General features: G+C 39.9%; 16 protein-coding genes. 2 read left to right on the top strand and 14 right to left on the bottom strand.

Annotation, left to right across the window (positions count from 1 at the left end):
• Positions 1-63: 63 nt before the first annotated feature.
• The 6 genes from M472_RS23795 to M472_RS23820 are packed head-to-tail and all read right to left on the bottom strand — an operon-like array spanning position 64 to position 6,195.
• Positions 64-1,392 carry a DUF58 domain-containing protein gene (locus tag M472_RS23795; protein WP_021068305.1) on the bottom strand — a complete coding sequence of 443 codons (1,329 nt, stop codon included), beginning with the start codon at positions 1,390-1,392 and terminating at the stop codon, positions 64-66.
• Entirely contained in the window at positions 1,392-2,396 is a 1,005-nt protein-coding gene (locus M472_RS23800) for an AAA family ATPase (RefSeq protein WP_021068306.1), read from the bottom strand. Before M472_RS23800 ends, M472_RS23795 begins: the two co-directional genes overlap by 1 nt.
• Positions 2,393-3,598 (bottom strand): DUF4350 domain-containing protein, encoded by a 1,206-nt coding sequence (locus tag M472_RS23805; protein ID WP_021068307.1) that lies wholly within the window; start codon positions 3,596-3,598, stop codon positions 2,393-2,395. Before M472_RS23805 ends, M472_RS23800 begins: the two co-directional genes overlap by 4 nt.
• Complete coding sequence (locus M472_RS23810) at positions 3,595-4,332, bottom strand: DUF4129 domain-containing protein (protein WP_021068308.1); 738 nt, start codon at positions 4,330-4,332, stop codon at positions 3,595-3,597. The genes M472_RS23805 and M472_RS23810 overlap by 4 nt, the downstream gene beginning before the upstream one ends.
• Positions 4,325-5,242: a hypothetical protein gene (locus M472_RS23815; protein WP_021068309.1), complete on the bottom strand. Its 918-nt coding sequence runs from the start codon at positions 5,240-5,242 to the stop codon at positions 4,325-4,327. Before M472_RS23815 ends, M472_RS23810 begins: the two co-directional genes overlap by 8 nt.
• Positions 5,233-6,195 (bottom strand): stage II sporulation protein M, encoded by a 963-nt coding sequence (locus tag M472_RS23820; protein WP_021068310.1) that lies wholly within the window; start codon positions 6,193-6,195, stop codon positions 5,233-5,235. Before M472_RS23820 ends, M472_RS23815 begins: the two co-directional genes overlap by 10 nt.
• Positions 6,196-6,347: 152 nt before the next feature.
• Here M472_RS23820 and M472_RS23825 point away from each other — a divergent pair, with 152 nt between their 5' ends.
• The gene (locus M472_RS23825; RefSeq protein ID WP_021068311.1) at positions 6,348-7,079 is read left to right on the top strand and encodes an RDD family protein; all 732 of its coding nucleotides are present in this window, start codon (positions 6,348-6,350) and stop codon (positions 7,077-7,079) included.
• 39 nt (positions 7,080-7,118) lie between these two features.
• On the opposite strand, the gene fabD is transcribed toward M472_RS23825, so the two are convergent.
• The 4 genes from fabD to M472_RS0122300 all read right to left on the bottom strand — a co-directional run bounded on the left by fabD (position 7,119) and on the right by M472_RS0122300 (position 13,037).
• Positions 7,119-8,009, bottom strand: coding sequence for an ACP S-malonyltransferase (gene fabD, locus M472_RS23830; protein WP_021068312.1), 891 nt, complete (start codon positions 8,007-8,009; stop codon positions 7,119-7,121).
• An 82-nt stretch (positions 8,010-8,091) separates the two neighbouring features.
• A complete protein-coding gene (locus M472_RS23835) occupies positions 8,092-9,324 on the bottom strand; it encodes a M16 family metallopeptidase (RefSeq protein ID WP_021068313.1) in 1,233 nt (410 codons plus the stop codon).
• A 152-nt stretch (positions 9,325-9,476) separates the two neighbouring features.
• Positions 9,477-12,287: an outer membrane beta-barrel protein gene (locus M472_RS23840; RefSeq protein ID WP_021068314.1), complete on the bottom strand. Its 2,811-nt coding sequence runs from the start codon at positions 12,285-12,287 to the stop codon at positions 9,477-9,479.
• Between the two features lie 15 nt (positions 12,288-12,302).
• Entirely contained in the window at positions 12,303-13,037 is a 735-nt protein-coding gene (locus M472_RS0122300; protein WP_021068315.1) for a hypothetical protein, read from the bottom strand.
• Between the two features lie 143 nt (positions 13,038-13,180).
• Here M472_RS0122300 and M472_RS23845 point away from each other — a divergent pair, with 143 nt between their 5' ends.
• Positions 13,181-13,780, top strand: coding sequence for a ribonuclease HII (locus M472_RS23845; RefSeq protein WP_021068316.1), 600 nt, complete (start codon positions 13,181-13,183; stop codon positions 13,778-13,780).
• 54 nt (positions 13,781-13,834) lie between these two features.
• Here M472_RS23845 and M472_RS23850 read toward each other — a convergent pair whose 3' ends face one another.
• From M472_RS23850 to M472_RS23865, 4 genes are all read right to left on the bottom strand, one after another.
• Positions 13,835-16,294: a YfhO family protein gene (locus M472_RS23850; protein ID WP_021068317.1), complete on the bottom strand. Its 2,460-nt coding sequence runs from the start codon at positions 16,292-16,294 to the stop codon at positions 13,835-13,837.
• A gap of 331 nt (positions 16,295-16,625) precedes the next feature.
• Positions 16,626-17,312, bottom strand: a complete 687-nt coding sequence (locus tag M472_RS23855; RefSeq protein WP_021068319.1) for a potassium channel family protein — start codon at positions 17,310-17,312, stop codon at positions 16,626-16,628.
• 20 nt (positions 17,313-17,332) lie between these two features.
• Positions 17,333-19,120 (bottom strand): TrkH family potassium uptake protein, encoded by a 1,788-nt coding sequence (locus M472_RS23860; protein WP_021068320.1) that lies wholly within the window; start codon positions 19,118-19,120, stop codon positions 17,333-17,335.
• A 38-nt stretch (positions 19,121-19,158) separates the two neighbouring features.
• A complete protein-coding gene (locus M472_RS23865) occupies positions 19,159-20,949 on the bottom strand; it encodes an AsmA family protein (RefSeq protein WP_021068321.1) in 1,791 nt (596 codons plus the stop codon).
• Positions 20,950-20,977 lie beyond the last annotated feature (28 nt).

Here is a 20,977-nt window from a genome sequence, read left to right on the forward strand (position 1 = left end):
CAACTACAGCGATACTATATCTATACTGAAGTTCTCGGCACTAGAACGTCACCAAAACGTAGCTTATATCAAACCTCTTGCTTTAACCTCTAGATACTTATTAATCGCATTGATGCTCAAATCCTCAGGTGCAGTATATATCGTCTGCAATCCATTACGGGCGAGCTCTTGAATAATCAGGTTTTTCTCATAGACAAACTTCTCAGCTATAATCTTATTGTAGATATCAATTGTTTTGACAGCCTCGTCCCGAGCCATTTCCAGCAGCTCCGTATTCTTAAAGACAACCACCACCACGATATGGCTTTTGTTCAACATCCGTAAATAAGGCAGCTGCCTATCCATCGCCTCTAGCGTTTCGAAATTGGTGTAAATAAAAATAAGCGAACGCTTATTGATATGTTTTCTAGCAAAGGCATACAAACCGCCAAACTCGGACTCTTCAAACTTTGTGGTGATACCATACAACTTGTCAGAGATCAGCTTCATCTGCTTATTGTTCTTCTCCGCAGGAATATGGTTACCTACTTCTTTGGAGAAGGTTAACATCCCTGCCTTATCCTGTTTGAGTATCGCCGCACTGGAAAGGACCAGAGTGGCATTGATGGCATAATCCAATAAGGTCATTTCCTGAAAAGGCATACGCATGACACGCCCCAAGTCAATAAAGGAATAAATCGGTTGGGATTTTTCTTCTTGATACTGGTTTATCATCAGCTTATTATGCTTGGCAGAAGCTTTCCAATTCATGTGTCGATATTCGTCCCCTTTTACATACTCCCGTATATGGTCAAACTCCATCGTAGTTCCTATTCGACGGATCCGCTTAACTCCCATCTCTACGAGCCTATCCGTCGTAGCCAACAGTTGGTATTTGTGCATTTGTATAAATGACGGATAACAGGGAACATCAAGCATACCTTCCAACACAAATTTTCGCTCAAAAAGCCCCAGATGACTGACCAGCACATTACACTTTCCAAAAGAATATATACCTCGGCTTTTAGGACTTAGTTCAAAATCGATGAGATGTTCTTTATGAGGCACCAATCGCAATAAAAACTCATTCTGTCGCATCTGCAATTGCACCGGCATCTCTTCTAATACTCGGGCTTTCATCCCGATAATATAACGACTGGCAACAAGCAGGGAAAATGTATTGATATCCCCATTAGACATTTTTTCGGGATACCTACGCTCGATGGAAATAGGCTTTTTGGGCAAAAACAGAAATAACAAGTCCCAAACGCATACAAGCAATAACACCCACAAAAGAACGGTACATAAGATACGTAAAGGTTCCACGTAAAACGACAACGCAAAGCCTCCTGCTAATCCTAAGAGCAGAAAGAAAAACAGGTTCTTAACATATAACCGTTTTATCCAGTTCATTATCGCGGAATTTCTACAGACTCTACCAATTGGCGAATAATATAATCGGCAGAAAATCCTTCCATTTCTTTTTCCGGGGTCAGCTGCACACGATGGCCTAAGATTGCTGGCGCCACATATTTCACATCCTCTGGTGTCACAAAGTCCCTACCTTGCAAAGCAGCAGATGCTTTTGAAGCTTCTAATAAAGCTATGGTCGCCCTAGGTGATGCGCCTAAACTCAAATTGGGATTACTGCGTGTCTGCACCACGATCTGTGCCATATACTGCAACACGTCATCATGGACATACACCAACTTCACCAGTTTCTGAAAATCAACTATTTCTTCTTTAGACAATACCGTCTGGACAAGATCCTCCTTATTGCCGTCCCGTTGCAAGTGATGTTCCTTTAAGATATTCAACTCTTGCTCAAATTCGGGATAATGAACATCAATCTTAAATAAAAAGCGATCCAACTGAGCTTCGGGCAACCGATACGTACCTTCGTGCTCAATGGGGTTTTGTGTAGCAAATACAATAAACGGGCTGGTCATTTTGTACGTGTGACCATCAACAGTTACCTGCTCTTCACTCATACATTCAAACAAGGACGCCTGTGTTTTTGCGGGAGCCCGATTAATCTCATCGATTAAAATAATATTCCCGAATATAGGTCCTTTTCTAAACTCAAACTCATTGGTCTTCAAATCCAGAATAGAAGAACCTGTCACATCCGAAGGCATTAAGTCTGGTGTAAACTGAATCCGCTTAAAATCGCTAGCTATTGTCTTCGCAATAAGTTTAGCGGTTAATGTTTTGGCAACCCCAGGAAGACCTTCGATCAATGAATGTCCGTCCGCAAGAATCGATATCAATAACATATTAATCACACGGTCTTGTCCGACGATAACTTTCTTAATTTCCTGTCTTACGGCATCTAACTGCTGCTGTAGGGCAGACAAATCAATCCGATTTTCGAAATCCGGCAAATAACGGTTTGTTACATGATCTTGTTCGCTCATATCAAATTGGCTTTACTTTTAAATTCTTCTATTTTTCTATTAACATCTCTAACATCTTCTATGGAAAAACTATGCTGTTCGCGACACCTATGAAGAAAAGAGAATAATGCGGTGGTCTCCTCTAAATTCACTGCAGATTTAAGCGATAGCTGCCGCAGAAATTTACGATCTAAAAGATCCATCGTTTCCAAATGGTAACTGTGTCTTATGGCATAAAGAAAATAATCAATCTTTTTATGGACAATATTTCCAGGATCTCCATTTTCATAATACAACGTACCGATAGTCTTTGCAAACTCTTTGGAAAGATTAGGCTCAGGTCGTACAATTTTTACTGCGCGTTGCTCCCGCTTACTTTTAAACACAAGCAAAACAAACAGACCAAACAACAACAAATACCACGCTTGGTTAAAACCCGGACTTGTCAAAATAACACGTAAAGGCGTAGCTGATTCCCCAGATTTGAAATAATAGTCAGAAAACAATATCTTCTTGCTTTTAATCTGTTCTAGAGCTCTTGCCACGTATTCATATCCATCTTGCTGTAATAGGTGATAATTCGTAAACACTTCGGGGAGCAAATGCAAATATAGACTTCCTTCTCCATGAGACACACGTATGAAATTGGGGATGGCTCGCCCTCTCGCATGTAACTGTCCCAGAATCGTGCAGGTCCTTGCATTAAGCTTAGAGAATACATTGAAATCATTTATCCTATCCAAATGAAGTCGCGCTGTATCCTGTCCCAAGGAATAGCTGACGTTTTTGTCCGTAGGTACAAACAGTTTATACTGTAAAGACTCTGCTTTTATCCCTAGCGTATCCAATAATTGCTTACCAATATAGGTAGAAGCTATAAATACCTCGCCTCCTCGATCCACAAAATCCAATATTTTCTTAGCATCGGAATCACTATAACTAACTTGTTGGTATACGTCTAGGAGTGCCGTTTCGTAACCTTTAACGCTATCTAGACGGTCCACCAATTCGTATATAGTCTCTCCGAAATCTGCATATACACGGTCAGCTCCCAATATATGCGGCACCTCATTGCGAAAAACAAATAAGCCGTAGGGTATCTTATCCCTGAAGTTATAAGTCTTCGTCCAATTTATAGGACGCTTTGCTCCGGCATCTATCAGCGCAATGCCAATAGCAACACTCAGCACCAACAAAAATCCTATCCATATACTTTTTTTCAAGACCACCTCCTTTGAAATTGGACAAAACGTTCTTCATACTTAGCATAGGAGCTCTCCGTAACTTCAAAACCTCCAAACCATACATAATCAAATAACGAAGCACAATCTAGAAAATCATTCTTTAGCTCGGCATTCTCAACTTCTTCCATCAGTTCACCATTCGTCTTGGATTGATTCCACTCTACAATTCCTTTTCGGCCCAAGAGCTGAATATTCATCAGATGCAGATAGCGGATAGCCAATGCATAATTCTTTTGCTCCAATGCCACTGACAGATAAGCGTCTACATCTATCTGCATGAGGTTTCTTTCTACAAAGTCTACCTGTTGCACTTCTTCCTCTTCAACTTGGTGATGTATATAAACTCGATTTCGAGACATAATAAATTTGTAGACCAAAAAAACAAAGATGATGCCACCTACTATCGCTAGGATATTAAAAATCCCTTCATTAAAATCGGTTTTTGGAGCAGGAAACAAGCTCGAGAAAAAAGCTTCTATCTGGTCAAATAACTTGTCAAAAAAACTCAACTTGTCTGAAATACTCTCTGCATATTCAAACTCTTTGCTTTGATACCGAGCCAACATAGCGTCAAAGGAAGAGATCGTATCCAAAGCTATCATCTTGGCCTTTGGAATAGAGTCATAGTAGCCCGATTTCCAATATTCGTAGCTAGGCGCATCAGCTGCAATAACAACCGTATCAGTAAATACCTCTCGTAGATTACTAGACATTATCCCTCCTTCCTATCCTGTGGATTCTGTCAAAAACATCTTCTCCGAAACGAAGCTCCTTGGCTGTTTCATAGATAATGCCATAACTGATTACCGACAACATGTAGTATATAATAAAAAACACAGTCAACACTGTACTCCCAAAGGTTACTAATATCTTTCCGATATAGGTTTCAAAAAAATCATTGTTGAAACCTACATAATTATAAGCAACTAAACCTATGATGATAAAGGGGACTACACTCGTCAAAGTGATCAGTGACCGAAACAAGAAGGTAACCACATAAGAAGCCAATCCATATTCGCCTATCTTTTCCTTCAGCAGTGAAAAAGCTGACGTATAAGTATCGAATAAGTCATAGTAATTCTCTCTGTATAACATAAAAGCTGTAAAAAACCACAATCCTAATATGGAGAAAACTATTCCTACAGCAATCGACCCAACAAGAGGTATCAACGCTGAAATAAATATTGCAAATCCAATTGGAATAAAGAGAATCACCCCAACCACGATGCTCGCCAGTAAAAAACGTATATACTTGTTACGCTGATCTATAAATGATCGCCATATGTCTTTATAGGAAAACAGGAGATCCCGCCTATTTCTCAGAAGGATAAAATACTCGATGGTAAATCCAAATGCCAGCACTCCGATCAGCAACATAAAAAGTCCGGCAAAACCAAAAATAACCAACATGTCTACAATTTCGCCAGAACTGTAATCGACATTTAAATTTAATTGGGTTGAAATGTAATAACCGACAAGCATCATCATACACAAAGGCCCTACCAACAGACGAAGTAACTCCCGTGTCATATGCCCCCAGATGATTTTGAGCAAATTGATAAAGTCCTGTACAAACTCTCCAACCTTGCGCTCTCGCTTAAATTCGAATTCGCTTAACTCCATTTATACCTAAGTGCTAGTTGTCGCGGTCTAATGATGTAACAATAAATAATAGCAATCGCCGAAACCAAGATAATACATGCACATAGCCAAATAGAAACTTGGTAATAACGGGTCACGAACCCCTCCAATGTACCTGCGATAATGAAAAAGGGCACCGTACTGATCAGAACTTTTGCAGCCTGCTTTGTCACAGCTTTGAAAGAATCCAATCGACTATAGGATTTAGGAAATAGGATGCTATTGCCCATAGCTAGACCGCAACCTCCTGCAATGACGATGACAGAAAGCTCTATTGTACCGTGTATCCATATTGCGGATACCGCCTCCTGTAATACATCGTACTTGTGAAACAGATAATGAAAGGTTCCTACCATAATTCCATTGCTGAATAGAATATAGCCTGCACCCAAACTAAAAAAGGCTCCGAATATAAAAGCATAAAAGGCTACTTTCACATTATTAATGGTTATAGCCAGTGCTCCCCCCCAGTTGCTTCCATCCTGGTAGACACCGGCAGGATTGCCGGCTTTAATATTTTCGATCGTCATATTGACATAGTGATCTCCTAAGATAAGACGGACAAACCCTTCGTCATATTGAGCAGAAACAAAACCAATGAGACTGGCAAATATAAAAATCAAGAGAGAATACAATAAAGGCCGCCGAATAGACCAAATAGCTTCGAATACTTCAACCTTAAAAAAATGGGATACTTTATTATTCGATGACTTTTGATCCTTGTAGATCAGTTGATGCGCACGAACAGAAAGCTCATTGAGATATTGCCTGGTCTTACTTTGGGGATAAAAGGTCTGCGCATATGCCAGATCATTCGTCAGTTCGATATAGTTAGACGCTAACGTATCGGGATTGACATCACCTTTATTCGTCAAATTATTTTCTATTGACAACCATTTTTCTTTATTTCGTTCTATAAAGGATGCTTCTCGCATAAACTTAAGATTACAGCTCGCTATAAACTTAGATAAAATGCTTGGTATTCTCGAACACTAAAAAAAATTAATCTGTCAAAATCTTGTAATGACACAAAATAAATCACCCTATATAACCGAGTAACTTTATAACTCCGTAACTTCATGTCGCTATGAACAGATTATTAATCAATACTCCCCAAAACGTAAATTTCGAGTATAAGCTCGCGTCTGTCGGTTCACGCTGTATTGCGTTTGGCCTAGATTATGGAATTATGATACTCTATGCAATCTTTACGATCACACTTCTTTCCAAAACGGGCGTATTCAACTCGGCGGATCCTTGGCTTAGTTGGGGAGTCACTTCCTTTGCTACCTTGCCTATATTTCTGTACCCGCTCCTACTGGAAACGCTAATGGAGGGACAGACTATCGGAAAACGGATTATGAAAATAAAAGTTGTTAAGATCGATGGCACTCGTGCTACTTTCTATCAATATTTTATACGTTGGGTCTGTAATGCAATCGACATATTCATGAGTATGGGAGGTTTAGGACTCACGAGTATCATCCTAACACAAAAAAGTCAGCGTATTGGAGATATTGCCGCTGAAACAGCCGTCATCAATATTAAAGAGGATATTGGCTTAAAAGAAACACTATTTGAAGAAATTACGGCTACCCACGCTATCGTATATCCTGAAGTAATCAAACTGACCGATCGGGATATCAACGAGATTAAAGAAATATACCATACCGGATATCGCAGAAAAAATTATATTATTATCCAGGCTTTAGCTGCCAAAGTGGAAATCCTACTGGGTATAAAAGCAACTATACACCCAGAGGATTTTATAAGTCAAGTCGTAAAGGATCACTACTACATGTTCAAAGAACAGAGTTAATGATTAAATCTGCCTAAACTTTTCACCAATTACTTGCCACTAGTCATTGATAACCGCAGATGAAGTTTGCACCTGTCTATCGACCTTTTTCACAAGCCCTTGTAAGACATTTCCTGGTCCAACTTCTACGAATGCCTCAGCACCATCGGCCAGCATATGCTGGACAGTCTGTGTCCATCTCACGGCTCCTGTTAATTGAGCAATTAGATTTTCTTTGATCTTGGCAGGATCTGTATATGGCTTGGCATCTACATTCTGATAAATTGGACAAGTTGGAGCGTTAATAACCGTAGCCTCAATAGCAGCCTGCAACTCTAACTTTGCGGGCTCCATCAATGGAGAGTGAAAAGCTCCGCCCACATTGAGTTTCAATGCGCGTTTTGCTCCAGCTTCGGTCAATAAGGCACAAGCCTTGTCTATTCCAGCAATTGATCCTGAAATCACCAACTGCCCAGGACAATTGTAGTTAGCGGGGACAACAACATCTTCTACCTGCGCACAGATTCGCTCGACGGTCTCATCATCCAGGCCAAGAATTGCAGCCATAGTGGATGGCTCGACTTCACAAGCTTTTTGCATCGCGTTTGCTCGTTGTGCCACCAGCTTTAAACCATCCTCAAACGATAAAGCTCCTGCAGCAACCAATGCCGAAAACTCACCTAAAGAGTGTCCTGCTACCATCGCTGGTTTAAAACTATCGCCTAATGCCTTTGCTAGAATTACAGAGTGCAAAAATATCGCTGGCTGTGTTACTTTCGTCTGTTTAAGGTCTTCATCTGTACCGGAGAACATAATGTCCGTAATACGAAAGCCCAAAATATCGTTTGCCTGCTCAAACAGTGCTTTTGTTTCCGCATTCAGGTTATAAAGATCTTGTCCCATTCCAACAAATTGGGCTCCCTGACCAGGAAAAATATAAGCTGTGTTCATATTATGTATAATTATTTATGAGTATTTGATGTCGATCTTGTGATCCGTCAAATGACAGACCTGTTGATATGATTAAAGATAGTTACTTTTCGGGCATAAATTTTAAAGAAACCAAATGCTTATCATCGAAGAAAATATTTGACAACTCGAAGAGATCCGCTGTAGTGACCCTATCGATGCTGTTCAACACGTCATCCAAAGAAATAACACGACCATAATCAATAATATTTTTGGCCTCGGCAATAACCATGCTCATTCTATTTTCTTCAGCCAAAGCGATCTGTCCTTTAAACTTCTGCTTTGCCCGCGTGAGCTGATATTCGGAAATCGGCGTGCTTTTCAACTTTCCTAGTTCCTTAAACACCAATGAAACAGCCTTGTTCAACTTCTCCTCATCGGTTCCCAAATAAATACTAATACTTCCCGTATCTTTATACATCGTAAAATTGGACTCGATAGTATAAGCAATACCATATTTTTCGCGAATACCTAGATTAAGTATGGAGCTCATACCGTATCCTCCAAGCATATTGTTAAGCAAAAGAAGCGCTGTCTTCCGTTCATCATAAACACCAAAGGTCTGGCCTCCCAGCATATAATGCGCTTGATTGATCGGCTTTTCGACAACCTGATTAATCTCGGTCACAGCAGGCACCACCTGTGTAGCTACTTCCAACAAGTTTGGCTTTATTTTTCCAAAAATACGCTCTGCCAATCGCTTAACCTGGTTTAAAGAATAGTCTCCCGAGATAGCGATAACCATCTCAGATGTATCATAAGTCTCTTGCATAAAGCGAAGAATATCCGACTTCGTGATGGTTTTTAAATCTTCTTCTAAACCTAATATATTATGTCCCAACCCAGACCCCTGAAACAAAAGATCTTCAAAATCATCCATTATAGACTCTTCGGGACTATCCAGGTAAGAGGCAATCTCATCCAAAACAACCCCTCTTTCTTTCTCAATTTCTGCCTCAGGAAAGGTCGAGTGGAATAAAACGTCTTCAAAAAGATCTAATGCCCGTTCTAGATAAGGATTAAGGAACGAAGCGTGCAAGCAGGTGTACTCTTTGGTCGTATAAGCATTCAGATCGCCTCCAACGTGTTCCAGACGATTGAGAATCTGATTGGTCGACCGTTTTTCAGTACGCTTAAAAACAAGGTGTTCAATAAAATGAGCCATCCCAAACTTACCCTCTTGCTCATTTCTAGATCCGGTATTTACGAGAATACAGCTATGGGTAATAACTGACTTTTGAAAATGTAATAATACACGTATACCGTTATCCAATTGGATAAGATTGTACTCCTTCATTCAGATGGATTTTTTAAATAATGAATGCAAAGTTACATAATTAAAAACACAAAAGGCGCTCCAGAATACTTGAACGCCATTTGTGTATGTACGGATCACAGAAGCCCATCGTGTGGATCAGAGCGCCTGTTTTGTAATGTTTCGAAGCACTTCTACATCCTTGGTGGTCGCATCCCTCCATGTGAGCCACTATTGCCTTCCATCGGATTCACACCAGAAAATTTCTGTAGTTTGAATGTGAAAGTCAGCATAAAGTAACGCGCTAAGCGATTGGTACGGCTATCTGTCAGAATATCATCCACTGTACGATTAATATTGGTCTGTTGATTTAGCAAATCAAATCCCTGAAAGCGAATGGTTCCTCGCTGTCCTTTCATAAATTTCTGCTCAATATAACTATTGATAATAAATGGGTTGACATTATCACGATATCCACTATTAAACTCTTTGGAAAGGTCTGCCCCAAAAATCGTAGTCGGAGTAATATTCACAGACCCGATTAAAGAAGGTGCTATCTTCGTCGTATTGGGCTGCGAATTAAAATCTGGAAGTGTCGATTTGGTAATGTTGTAAGTATATCTCACCCCAGGGTTAATTTCTAGGTTTTCTGATGGATTATATCTAAAAAACAGCATTTGGAAGATATTGGTATTATTTGTAACATTTTTATCAAATACACCTCCAGTTTCTTCTTTGTTGATATAGGAAATGTTCTTCGTAAAGCCGACTCCCCCTCCGTACATAATGTTATACGTTTTCTCCTTTAGCGATCTGCCCCAGTGATAAAAGGAATTAATGGAATAAACGGGATCAGATTCATTTTTATAGCCAACCTCGTTAACATTACCCAGCCCTGAACTCAGATATCTTCTGTTCATAGACACAATCTTATCTGTTGTTAACTCGGCTCTAAGCATCGCAAAGAAGCTCTTTCCTTTCTGAAAATCTCCAGTGCGGAAACGCATCCTTGCAGAGTGTCTAAATTCAGGATCTAGGTCAGGGTTTCCAATAGTCGTCATCGTTTCACTAGTGGACTCAGGAAATGGAAGAATCTGGGATACCGACGGCTCCGAGGACTGTCCAGAATACTGGAAGGTTACATTGGACTGCCTAGAAAACTTGTACTCAAACCGAGCAATCGGAATAATATTGAAGTTCTTCCGGTTGATTGTTGCCGATTCGGCTACACTAAATGCGTCCCCTTTCAACGTGGATGGTTGAACCGCAGCCCCAAGAGAATATTTCACCTTATCATTATCAAACATAAAACTCGTCCCCAATCGATGTGTGGTAAACGCATAGTCGTAATCATACTTATAATTCAGAACATTGGTTCCTGTACTACCTCTAGACTCTACTAAATCTTGCTGATTGTGATTGTCATAATCATTAGTATTAAAATCATAAGTAAACTCCAACTTGCTTTTTTCGGAAAGAGGCTCGATATAAGAAACCGAAGCTCCTGCATTCCAACTTTTATTCTCCACTTCACGATAGGTCTTTTCGTATATTTCTGCTGCTGGTCGATCGGCATTTCCTGGATCTGTGAGCCAGCGCTCCAAAACTTGGTTATACTCATTCTCTGTAACAGAATTATCGTAGTTGAAATTGAAGAATATATTCCGTCCCTTTTTATCAAACTTGTGATTATACAAGCCTGAGAAATTATACCTGGGAGCAGTCGCCGTCGATCCATTATTTAGCTCTTGAAGATTATCAAAAACTCCAGAGGAAAGAAATTTTGAGGCTGAAAAATTGTCCGTTGTATTGTCATTGAATCCAATCTGAGGAGTAAACTTAATATAATCTTTGTCTGAAATATTCCACTCTAAATTACCCTCAAAGCGATGATTCGCTCGTACACTATTGTTGTTTTTTTCAGATTCTTCCGTCAATTGCTGACCTATATATTCTGAAAAGGAGTTCGTCAATGTGCTATTGTCATCCCGTCCATAAGAATAACTACCATACACTTTCAATTTATCAGAAAAATCATGGCGAATATTCACACCAATCGAGCCCGTATTGGTAATACCTTCCGAGCCACCAAACATACCACCAGGGCCTCGTCCGCCACCGCCTCCTTGTCGCCCTCTAGCCCCTCCACCCATAGCATTAAAATCAAAGAGATTGGCATTCATATTATTTAAATTGCCCAATACAGACACTTGGGATTTGTCTTTAAAGCCCATAAACATACCTGTGGTCTGGTAACGCTCTTCGGTACCACCTCCAACGCGTAAAGTAGTTGCATAACCTTCATTATACTTTGGGTCTATCTGTATATTCAACACCTTTGTAGATTCTCCAGATTTATTACCCGTGAGATTGGCCATGTCTCCAAAGTCATCCACAATCTGCATCTTTTCGATGATATTAGCAGGAAGATTCTGCGTTGCTGTTTTAACATCACCTCCAAAAAAATCCTTTCCGTTAATACGGACACGAGTTACCTGCTCACCCTGAGCAGTCACATTTCCATCTTTATCCACCTCTACTCCCTGCAATTTCTTTAGGGCATCTTCTGCAACAGATCCTTCTCGCAATTTTAAATCCTTAGTCGAATACTCTACGGTATCCCCTTTGACCTGAATCGTAACAACACCGTTGATAACGACCTCTTCCAACATATTGGGAATACCTACGAGGATAATGTTAGGTACTAACATCCTATTATCCTCAACAGGAGTAAATGTGTAGTTTTTCTCAAACGGCTCAAAGCCCAAACTGGAAACTTTAATCTTGAAAGATTGATCCTTCAGATTATTAAAGGTATAGATCCCACCAACCGAAGAGCTGGTCTTTAGCGTATCTGTTCCTGCAATATAATGCACCGATGCTCCTGCCACAGGCCTTGACAACGAATCTCTAAGAAATCCCTGCACCACCTTATTAGATTGCGCCTGAACTGAAAAACTAACGAATAGGATCAGTGCCACGATCCTTGCCTTTAAAAAATCCATATGTTTATTCTCTCTCTATTTTATATTACCCAGGAGCCAGATCATGGTCTCCTCTTTGTACGAGTTTTTGATCACAGGCCCTGTTGGACTTGCCCCATAAATCTGTACATTGCTTGGTCTATTTCGCGAATCCACCAACTTTTTCATCTGAAAAAACTGTGTGTTAATCCCTAGTTGGACCGCAATTTTATCACTTTTAAAATGTATTAAATCCAATGGTATTTCGGATTCATACACTAATTCATTTTTATCATCAAAATGAGCTACGGCATGGATACCATAAGTATTGTCGAACGACAAAAGCCCATCAACAACCCTACTAAACCCTGAAATCTGGTACCCTCGAACACTATTCAGTAACTCGTTTTTTATATTATGCACATTCAGGTCTTCATCCTGACCTAATGCCCGCAGCCGTTCCCTATCCACAAATGGAAAAAGAAGCTTTGCCCCCTCTTTCTTCTTCTCGTTATAGCTGACATTTACAAATATCCCGTTACGCAATGCCTCTCGTTGCAACATATCATCTTTAATACGCACCGCAACATATAACTTGACTCCATCTGTACCGACACCAAAAGACCAAAACTCACTCTCTGGATTATACAATTTGTCTTTCCATTCGGTCAGAGATCCGTCCAAAGCTATTTTGTCAACCTTTTGGATGGTATAGTCTTGTTTTTTCTTTTTTTGTGCCACTAACACGAATGGGCACAAACAGATTAGAAAAAGGATATTAAATTTATTCATCAGCAATTTATGTTTACTTTTACAACACAAAGAGATACAAAAGTTTCTTTAAATTGTCAATATCTTTACAAAAAAATGAAGAAGTTGTGTAAATAAGTGTTAACATAGCGATATCACAGATAAGTTACACACCTAATTAAAATATGCTTTTATCCCAATTTCAAAATGATCTCATAGAGGCCGGCTGCGATGAGGCTGGTCGCGGATGCTTGGCAGGCCCCGTATTTGCCGCAGCAGTGATCTTTCCCAAGGATTACTACAATCCTATTCTAAATGACTCCAAAAAGCTCTCCGAGAAAAAGAGAAACGAACTTCGCCCTATAATAGAAAAAGAAGCATTAGCCTTTGCCGTATGTAGCGTGACCCCACAGGAAATAGATAAAATCAACATCCATAACGCTTCGTATAAAGCGATGCACCTTGCGTTAGACGCCTTAAGTGTAACAGCAGAATTTTTAATTATCGATGGCAATAAATTCATCCCCTATCAAGAAGTACCTCATACGTGCATTGTAAAGGGAGATGGCAAATACCTCTCCATCGCGGCAGCCTCAATACTCGCTAAAACATACCGTGATGAGTACATGGACAACATCGCTGACGAGTTTCCTCAATATGAGTGGCGATCCAACAAAGGATACCCTACTATAGTACACCGAAAAGCGGTATTGGAGTATGGACCGACCATACATCATCGTCGGACCTTTCGTGTCACAGACCCTCAACTCAAATTAGCACTATAAAAAAGGCTACTTAAAAATTAAGTAGCCCTTTTTGCTTTTTGAATTTACTTGCCACTAGGCAACTTTCTTCTTTTTTCTCGATACCACTATAACTCCAACTAGACCAAGAACCAAAATAATGGAACCTATTAGTGAAACAATATTAGAAACTTTCATGGTCTGTGGATCAAAAACAAATTCTATTTTGTGATTCCCACCAGGCAACTGTAAACCTCTTAAAATATAATCGGCTCTTATAATCGGAACTTCTTCTCCGTCGACATACGCTTTCCAACCTTTGTCATAGTACACTTCAGAGAAAACAGCAAACACATCATTAGGTGCTGTATATTCGTACTCCATCTTATCAGGATGATAGGATGTCAACTTAATTTCTGCATTATTAGGACGCCCCAATCGATTGGCATCAAGTTTTCCTTTAAATTCTTCATGTACAAAAGCCTCTTTAGCAGGATCGAAACTGCTAATAGCCTGCATCTCCTGTGCATTATCTTTAACAAAAGTCACCTTATCGACAAACCACACGTTTCCAGTGGCGGTGGATCTCCTCTGAATGCGCTCTGCCCCATTGTCCTGATCACGCGTGATGACATAGCGAACATTGAACATATCTAAAACATCCTCATTGATAGCTCCGTTAAATTGGTGCTCCAACAGTTCTTGGAAGCGCATCAACTTAGCCGCATGATACCCACCCAGACTTTTATGGAAATAAGATGCTTTAGCATCAGAGAACGGATTTGTTGTCAGGTCAAGTACACGATAGTGCGGATCTTTGTCCATACGGATCAACTGATCAACCTCACGCTCTTGAATAGGATTTTTCGTCATGCTTTCGCTAACAAAAGTATCATTATTCAAATAGCGCTTGTCTACCGTCCACAGGTCCAATAAAGTAATAAGTCCGACCCCTATTACAAGGACATTTGCCGACAGCTTCTTTTTGACAAAAAACCAAGTCAGGGCGAAAACAACAAGTACGATACCTAGAGAACGCCAAGCATCTGCTGATGCAAGATCTGCACGGTCCTTAATCAATTCGGCCGAAAGTTGATTAGCAAGGTTAGCATCTCCAAAATTCTGCGTCAACATACTGATAAATTCCTGATGTGTGGATGTTTTAAAAGCTAAAATATTAGGCATCAAAGCCACCACTAAACAAATAGCTGCAACGATACCGAAACTATAGAGCACTTTTTTATCCAACTGAACAATCTCACTCCCCCTATTTATTAACTCATTGACAGCCATTACCGCTAATAATGGGATCAATATAGATGGGATAATCAGAATAGACTCTACTGCCCTAAACTTATTATACATCGGGAAGTAGTCGAAGAACAAATCTGATACGAAAGGAAAGTGTCGACCAAATGATAAAAGTATAGTAAGTCCTATAGCAGAAAGTATCCACCATTTCAGTCGATCCTTAACCACGAAAATACCTAAGACAAATAAAAAGATAATGCCAGCTCCAAAATACCAAGGTCCAGAAGTAAAGCTTTTCTCCCCCCAATACGTGGGCAGGCTCTGTGCCATCTGTAGGGCTTGACTTTGGGGAGCTCCCAATCCGACAAAAAACTTTACAACATGAGAGTCGGCTCCCAAAACACCTTGCGTCTTGCCCCCATAGGCGTTGGGTATCAAAAAGGTAATATTCTCTCCCACACCTTGACTCCAAGCATAAGCATATTCCTTGTCTAACCCTCCACTTTTACCGCCTTCTTCCACCTTGACTATATTTGCTTTTCCACGGGTTGTCAGCTTGCTATACTCGTAAGTAGGAAATAATACAGTAGCATTAACCGCAACCGCAATAGCCATAGCTCCTAATTGTAGTCCGGTAGCTTTAGCAAAAGCAGGGACCTTTTTGTCTCGAATTGCGTAATACAATTCAAATCCAACGAAAACCAACAGCGCAATAAACAGATAATAGGTCATCTGCACGTGATTGGTACGGATTTCCAGCGCAAGGAAAACGGCCAACAAAATAGGTCCCCAGAGCTTACTACCTCGATAACAGAGTAGAACAGCTCCTATAATCGGTGCCAAGTAAGCAATGGCGTAAGCCTTGTTGACATGTCCGGCTTCAATATAGATGAAGTTGTACGATGAAAAGGTGATAGCAATAGCTCCTACTGCAGCCAGCCAGGGCTTAATACGGAGAACACATAACAGAAAATAGCTTCCTAAAAGATAGATCAACACCACATCCGCAGGAGAAGGGAAAACAGTCTTTATAACGCGGCTGAGATAAGTCGTCACATTGGTCGTGTGTTCATACCAAATCTGATAGGTTGGCATTCCCCCAAACATCGAATTGGTCCATTGTGGAGCATGACCATCCTGGGCTTTATAATCGAAAAGCTCCTTTTGGCTTCCCATAGCCTGCATGACGTCATGTTGCGACAATGCTTTTCCCTGCCACACTGGAGAGAAGTAAAAAAACACTAACACAAAGAATATCGCAGTAACAATCAAATGCGAAGAATTCTCTTTAAACCAATTTTTCATCTGTAAATAATTTGTTCTTTAATGGCCATAATGGAATATCCAGATTCTTTCCCTTGGTTATGAGCTTTGCAATCCTGGACATTTCATCAAATATTTTTTCTTTTAAAGGTAATGAACCCATTGTAAGCGTACTCAAAAGCTCACCATGTATTCATGAATAAGTTAGAGGTTATGCCTTTTATTTAAAGCTCAAACCTACATAAATTCATTTTTATATGCAATATAATTACAGTGCATGTAAAATGATTTTAATCGGATTCATCCGCACGATCGAACGATTTCGCAAAGAAGAAAGCCAATGAGGTCAAGAGAAAACTTTTAAACTCCGCTGTTAGTTCGCCTTCTCAATAAGCTTTTTGATATCGGACAGCTCTCCAAAGAGCACCAATAAATCATTCTCGCGGAGCATCGTATCAGACTTCGCAATGCCAGAAGCTTCTTTATTTTGAATACTTTTTCCTTTATCGACTCCATCTGTCACCGTAACAGTCGTTAAGACTATGACGCGGTATTTATTGGTCAAATCAGCTTCTCGCAAAGTCATCCCTACATATTTAGAAGGCACTCTCGTCTCTATAATACTATATCTATCCGACACTTTAAAGGAATCAACAATATCGATATTGTCCAATCGCATAGCTAACCGCTCTGCTGCCTCTTCCTCTGGCATAATATACTCATCGATCTGCATAGCCTCCAAAACGGTCTTCTGTAAAGCGGAGACGACACGCCCAATAATTCGTTTCACACCGAGCTGCTTTACTAATGCTGTCGTGAGCAAGGAAGCCCCTTCGTCCTCGCCAATTGCCACAATTACAGCATCACTATCTTTAAGAGGAAGAGAAGAGACCGCTTCTCGGTCAGTGGTATCTAGACAAACCGTGTGGGTAATCTTATCTTTCAACTGTTCGACAATCTGTATTTTCAAATCAGCTCCTATGACCTCATGGCCCAACTCGGTAAGGTGTATACCCAATGAACGACCAAAATGTCCCAAGCCTAAAACGATATACTTCATCTTTGCGTCTATTTAATGCTTTAAAACAGAAGTTTTTCTGTTGGATAAATATAACTCTTGTTTCTTGTATTCTTAATAAATGCAACCAATAACGTCAACATGCCAACGCGTCCGACAAACATGGTAAATATAATAATCATCTTACCTGTCGTGCTCAAGGATGGAGTCACCCCCAAGCTTAACCCACATGTTGTATAGGCAGATACAGACTCAAACAAAAGAGCCTTCATCGGCTTGTCTGCATCAGAAAAGTTAAGGAGCACGAAAGAAAAAGTTATCGTCAACACGGACAGGACAATAATCGCAAAAGCTTTGTTGATGGATTCTCCTGCAATCTTTCTCCGAAAAAGCTCAATAGAGTCCTTACCTCGTGCCAACGAAAAAATATTCATAAAAGCGATAGCAACCGTCGTCACCTTGACACCTCCACCCGTAGAACCTGGAGAGGCACCCACCCACATCAGGGTAGTCAACATAATCAAGGTCGGCGTACTTACAAAATTGACATCTACGCTATTAAAACCTGCAGATCTAGAAGCATTGGCCATAAAGAGAGACGTAACCCATTCTCCAAATACACTGCGATCCGGAACCAATGTATTATGCCGCTCCATAAGAAAGTAGGATCCTGTAGCCACGACAACCACAATAGCATTGCACAAGAGTATAAACTTGGTGTTGAAACTGAAAGGCTGTGCTTTATACTTATATTTCTTTTTTAAGAACAATATACAGACCACTGCATTCAACTTCCCTTTGATATAGGTATAAAAATTATATACAGTGCCGAACCCTAATCCTCCTAAAATAAAAATCAATACCAAGACAATCTGGAAATGGTAATTGTAGCGATAGCCCGGATTGCCGATTCCATCTGAAAGAATAGAGAATCCGGCATTACAAAAGGAAGAGATCGCATGAAATGCAGAGAAAAAGATACGCTCAGCCGAACTTTCAAAAAGTACGGAGTCTAATGTAAAATATATAAATACACCGCCAATGAATTCAAAAAGTAAAGTGATAAATATAATAGTCAATAAGGTGGAAACAACATCATTGAGTTTATTCTCACCTAAAATTTCTCCAAACATCAGTTGGTTTTTAAAAGAAAAACCTCCTGAAAAGAAATAACCAAAGAAACCGGTAAATGTCATGATTCCCAATCCACCAACCTGTATCAACAACATAATAATGGTTTGTCCAAACAAGGAAAAGTTAGTAGAGATATCGGTTACCGAAAGACCAGTAATACACACAGCACTAGTAGCCATAAAAAAAGCATCCACAAAACTAAGTGGCGCTTGCAAAGTGGTCCTCGGCAACATCAAAAGTACGGTACCAATAAGAATCAATCCGATGAAACTAATCACGAATAGTATGGTGGGATTGAAATAAAAGTTATCGAAAAACAAGCTGCTCTTTGATAACTCTGAAAGAAAGACAGCTCCGATTCCAAAATAAATCCACTCGTCCTTTGCAAAATATGCTAACCAAGAGGCACCGGATATACGCGATAGAGCGATTACTAAAAAATAAGAAACAACGACAAGTCCAGAATAATGAGAGACCGCAACTCGCCTAAAAGCAAATATAGAGGAACTGGTACGAAAACATTCTAAAACCAAAAGCCCATAAAACATACCTATAATGGCTATTTTGCTATGTTTTGCTATTTGCGGATTGGTGATATAGCCTATGTGTATCAATACTGTCAATGCACAGATCATGCTGACATAAAACATGATAAGATCTACAGCCTTGTAACGGTATCGGAATACGAATTTTAAAAAATCTGCAATAGACTTCATACTGCAAACATAATAATATATATTTTTGCTGAAGTCAATTAATTCCCCTCTCCTTCAGTTTTTTCCTTCTTTTTAAATAGCCCCTTAAAGAATTTTCCTGTTTTTTTAACCACGCCCTTAGCCTCCGTACTTACCTCTTTTACCTTCTCTGCAGTCCCCAATAGTTTCGCCTCTCGCTCTGGGCTGATACCTGCACATTGCTTTATTCCCTCTAATAAGCTCTGCCAAAGCGTCTTGAAAAATGTATGCTCTGGCACTCGAGTATAATTAATCTTTCCGACATGATATTTCTCATTTGCATCAGGGTTGCTGTCATTTATTAGGATCTGATTGACAAGAAATGAAGCCAACTTAGACTTTTTACCATTCTCTTTTTCAGGTAGGTTGATTTTCAAATTGTCATAATCGAATTTGAAACTCCCCCAATTCTTACGATCATTCCCTTCCATATTAAAAGCAATTTTTTTAATATTTCCAGAAGCAATCCCCACATTAAGTAAGGGGTGCAGAATACGGTTAAAAGCTGTAGCATTCATGGCTCCTAACGTCCCGCTATAGGTATGGTAACCGGTTTTGCTCAACATGTCGAAACCAAATTTAGCGTGGAGTCGCCCTGCCCCCATTACCTGCGCAATCAAATCAGCCCGCATATACTTATCTTTTCTTAGCACGGTAGTATCATTGGTGACATTGGTAAGAGTCCCTTTGGCATGATTGAAGCTAATCGATCCCTCGCGCCCAAATTTTGCACTCATTTCATAGTAGGTAACGGTTACATTATCGACTAACACGGTATCTAAACGCAATAATTTTTGGGCCTTCATCAGCTGTTGGTGTGGAGAGTGTCCAATCTTTACAACAGGATACTTGGGGTATCTCTTATCTGCGGAGAGGTCTACCGAACCGTTTTTGATCTGTACTTTGGCAGCTATGGTCTGTTGATTATCAATTAATCGCCTAAAATCTAGATGTTCCATTCGCAATGTGTCAAATGCTAAGACAGCCATAGTGACATTTCTCTTTTTATTCTTAAAAAAGGCACTCTTGCTCATTTTTGGACCATAGAAAACTTTCGTCATGAGGACATTCTGCTCTCTCGTATTGATCCGGAGGTTTTCAAAGCTAGCTTTATAAAAACCATCGGGCAAATTGTATTCGAAATGGGGGATCTGCACATCGACCATCTTTGTATAATAAAGTCGAGAGGTGTCCGCAAGTGACGTTTCATCCACCAACACATCGTGCACATTGATATTCACCTGTTCGAGACTGATACTGCTTGTATTGCCCTCTGCTATCTTAGAATACTTAAACTTGACATTGTCAATCTTGATGTCCTTCACATTGATCGAACGAACAATATCTTTTACATTTTCATACAATGTCTTCTGGCTGTGCTCTGCGATGGTATCATTATAACTATGATATTCACTGATCAGATGAATACTAGGCTCTTCAAATACTATAGTTTTTATATTCAGCCTTTTTTCCGACAACACATCCATGAGGCTAAACCTCCTTATTTTCAATGACTTAAGACTGATATGATAGCGATTGTTTGGCGCTTCTTTAGACAATACTTGTTGCCTGTATACAGCTGAGTCAGGAATCAGCTCCGCATTTAGCAAGGTAGCATTACCCAATGCAATATTCAAATCTAAGTCATCATATCTCAGGGTATACAGCCCCCCAGTAGACTTATGCACAGCCTCCTTGAGTTTTGTCTCAACAATCGGCTTCCAATTTCTCCCATAATACCAAACCAATCCACCTACTCCTACTATAAGAATCAGGAACACAATCAGAACCCACTTTAAAACAAGCTTCATAAATGTCGATTTATCAGTTTTAAAAACA

It is taken from the genome of Sphingobacterium paucimobilis HER1398 (assembly GCF_000416985.1).
Classification (GTDB): Bacteria; Bacteroidota; Bacteroidia; order Sphingobacteriales; family Sphingobacteriaceae; genus Sphingobacterium; species Sphingobacterium paucimobilis.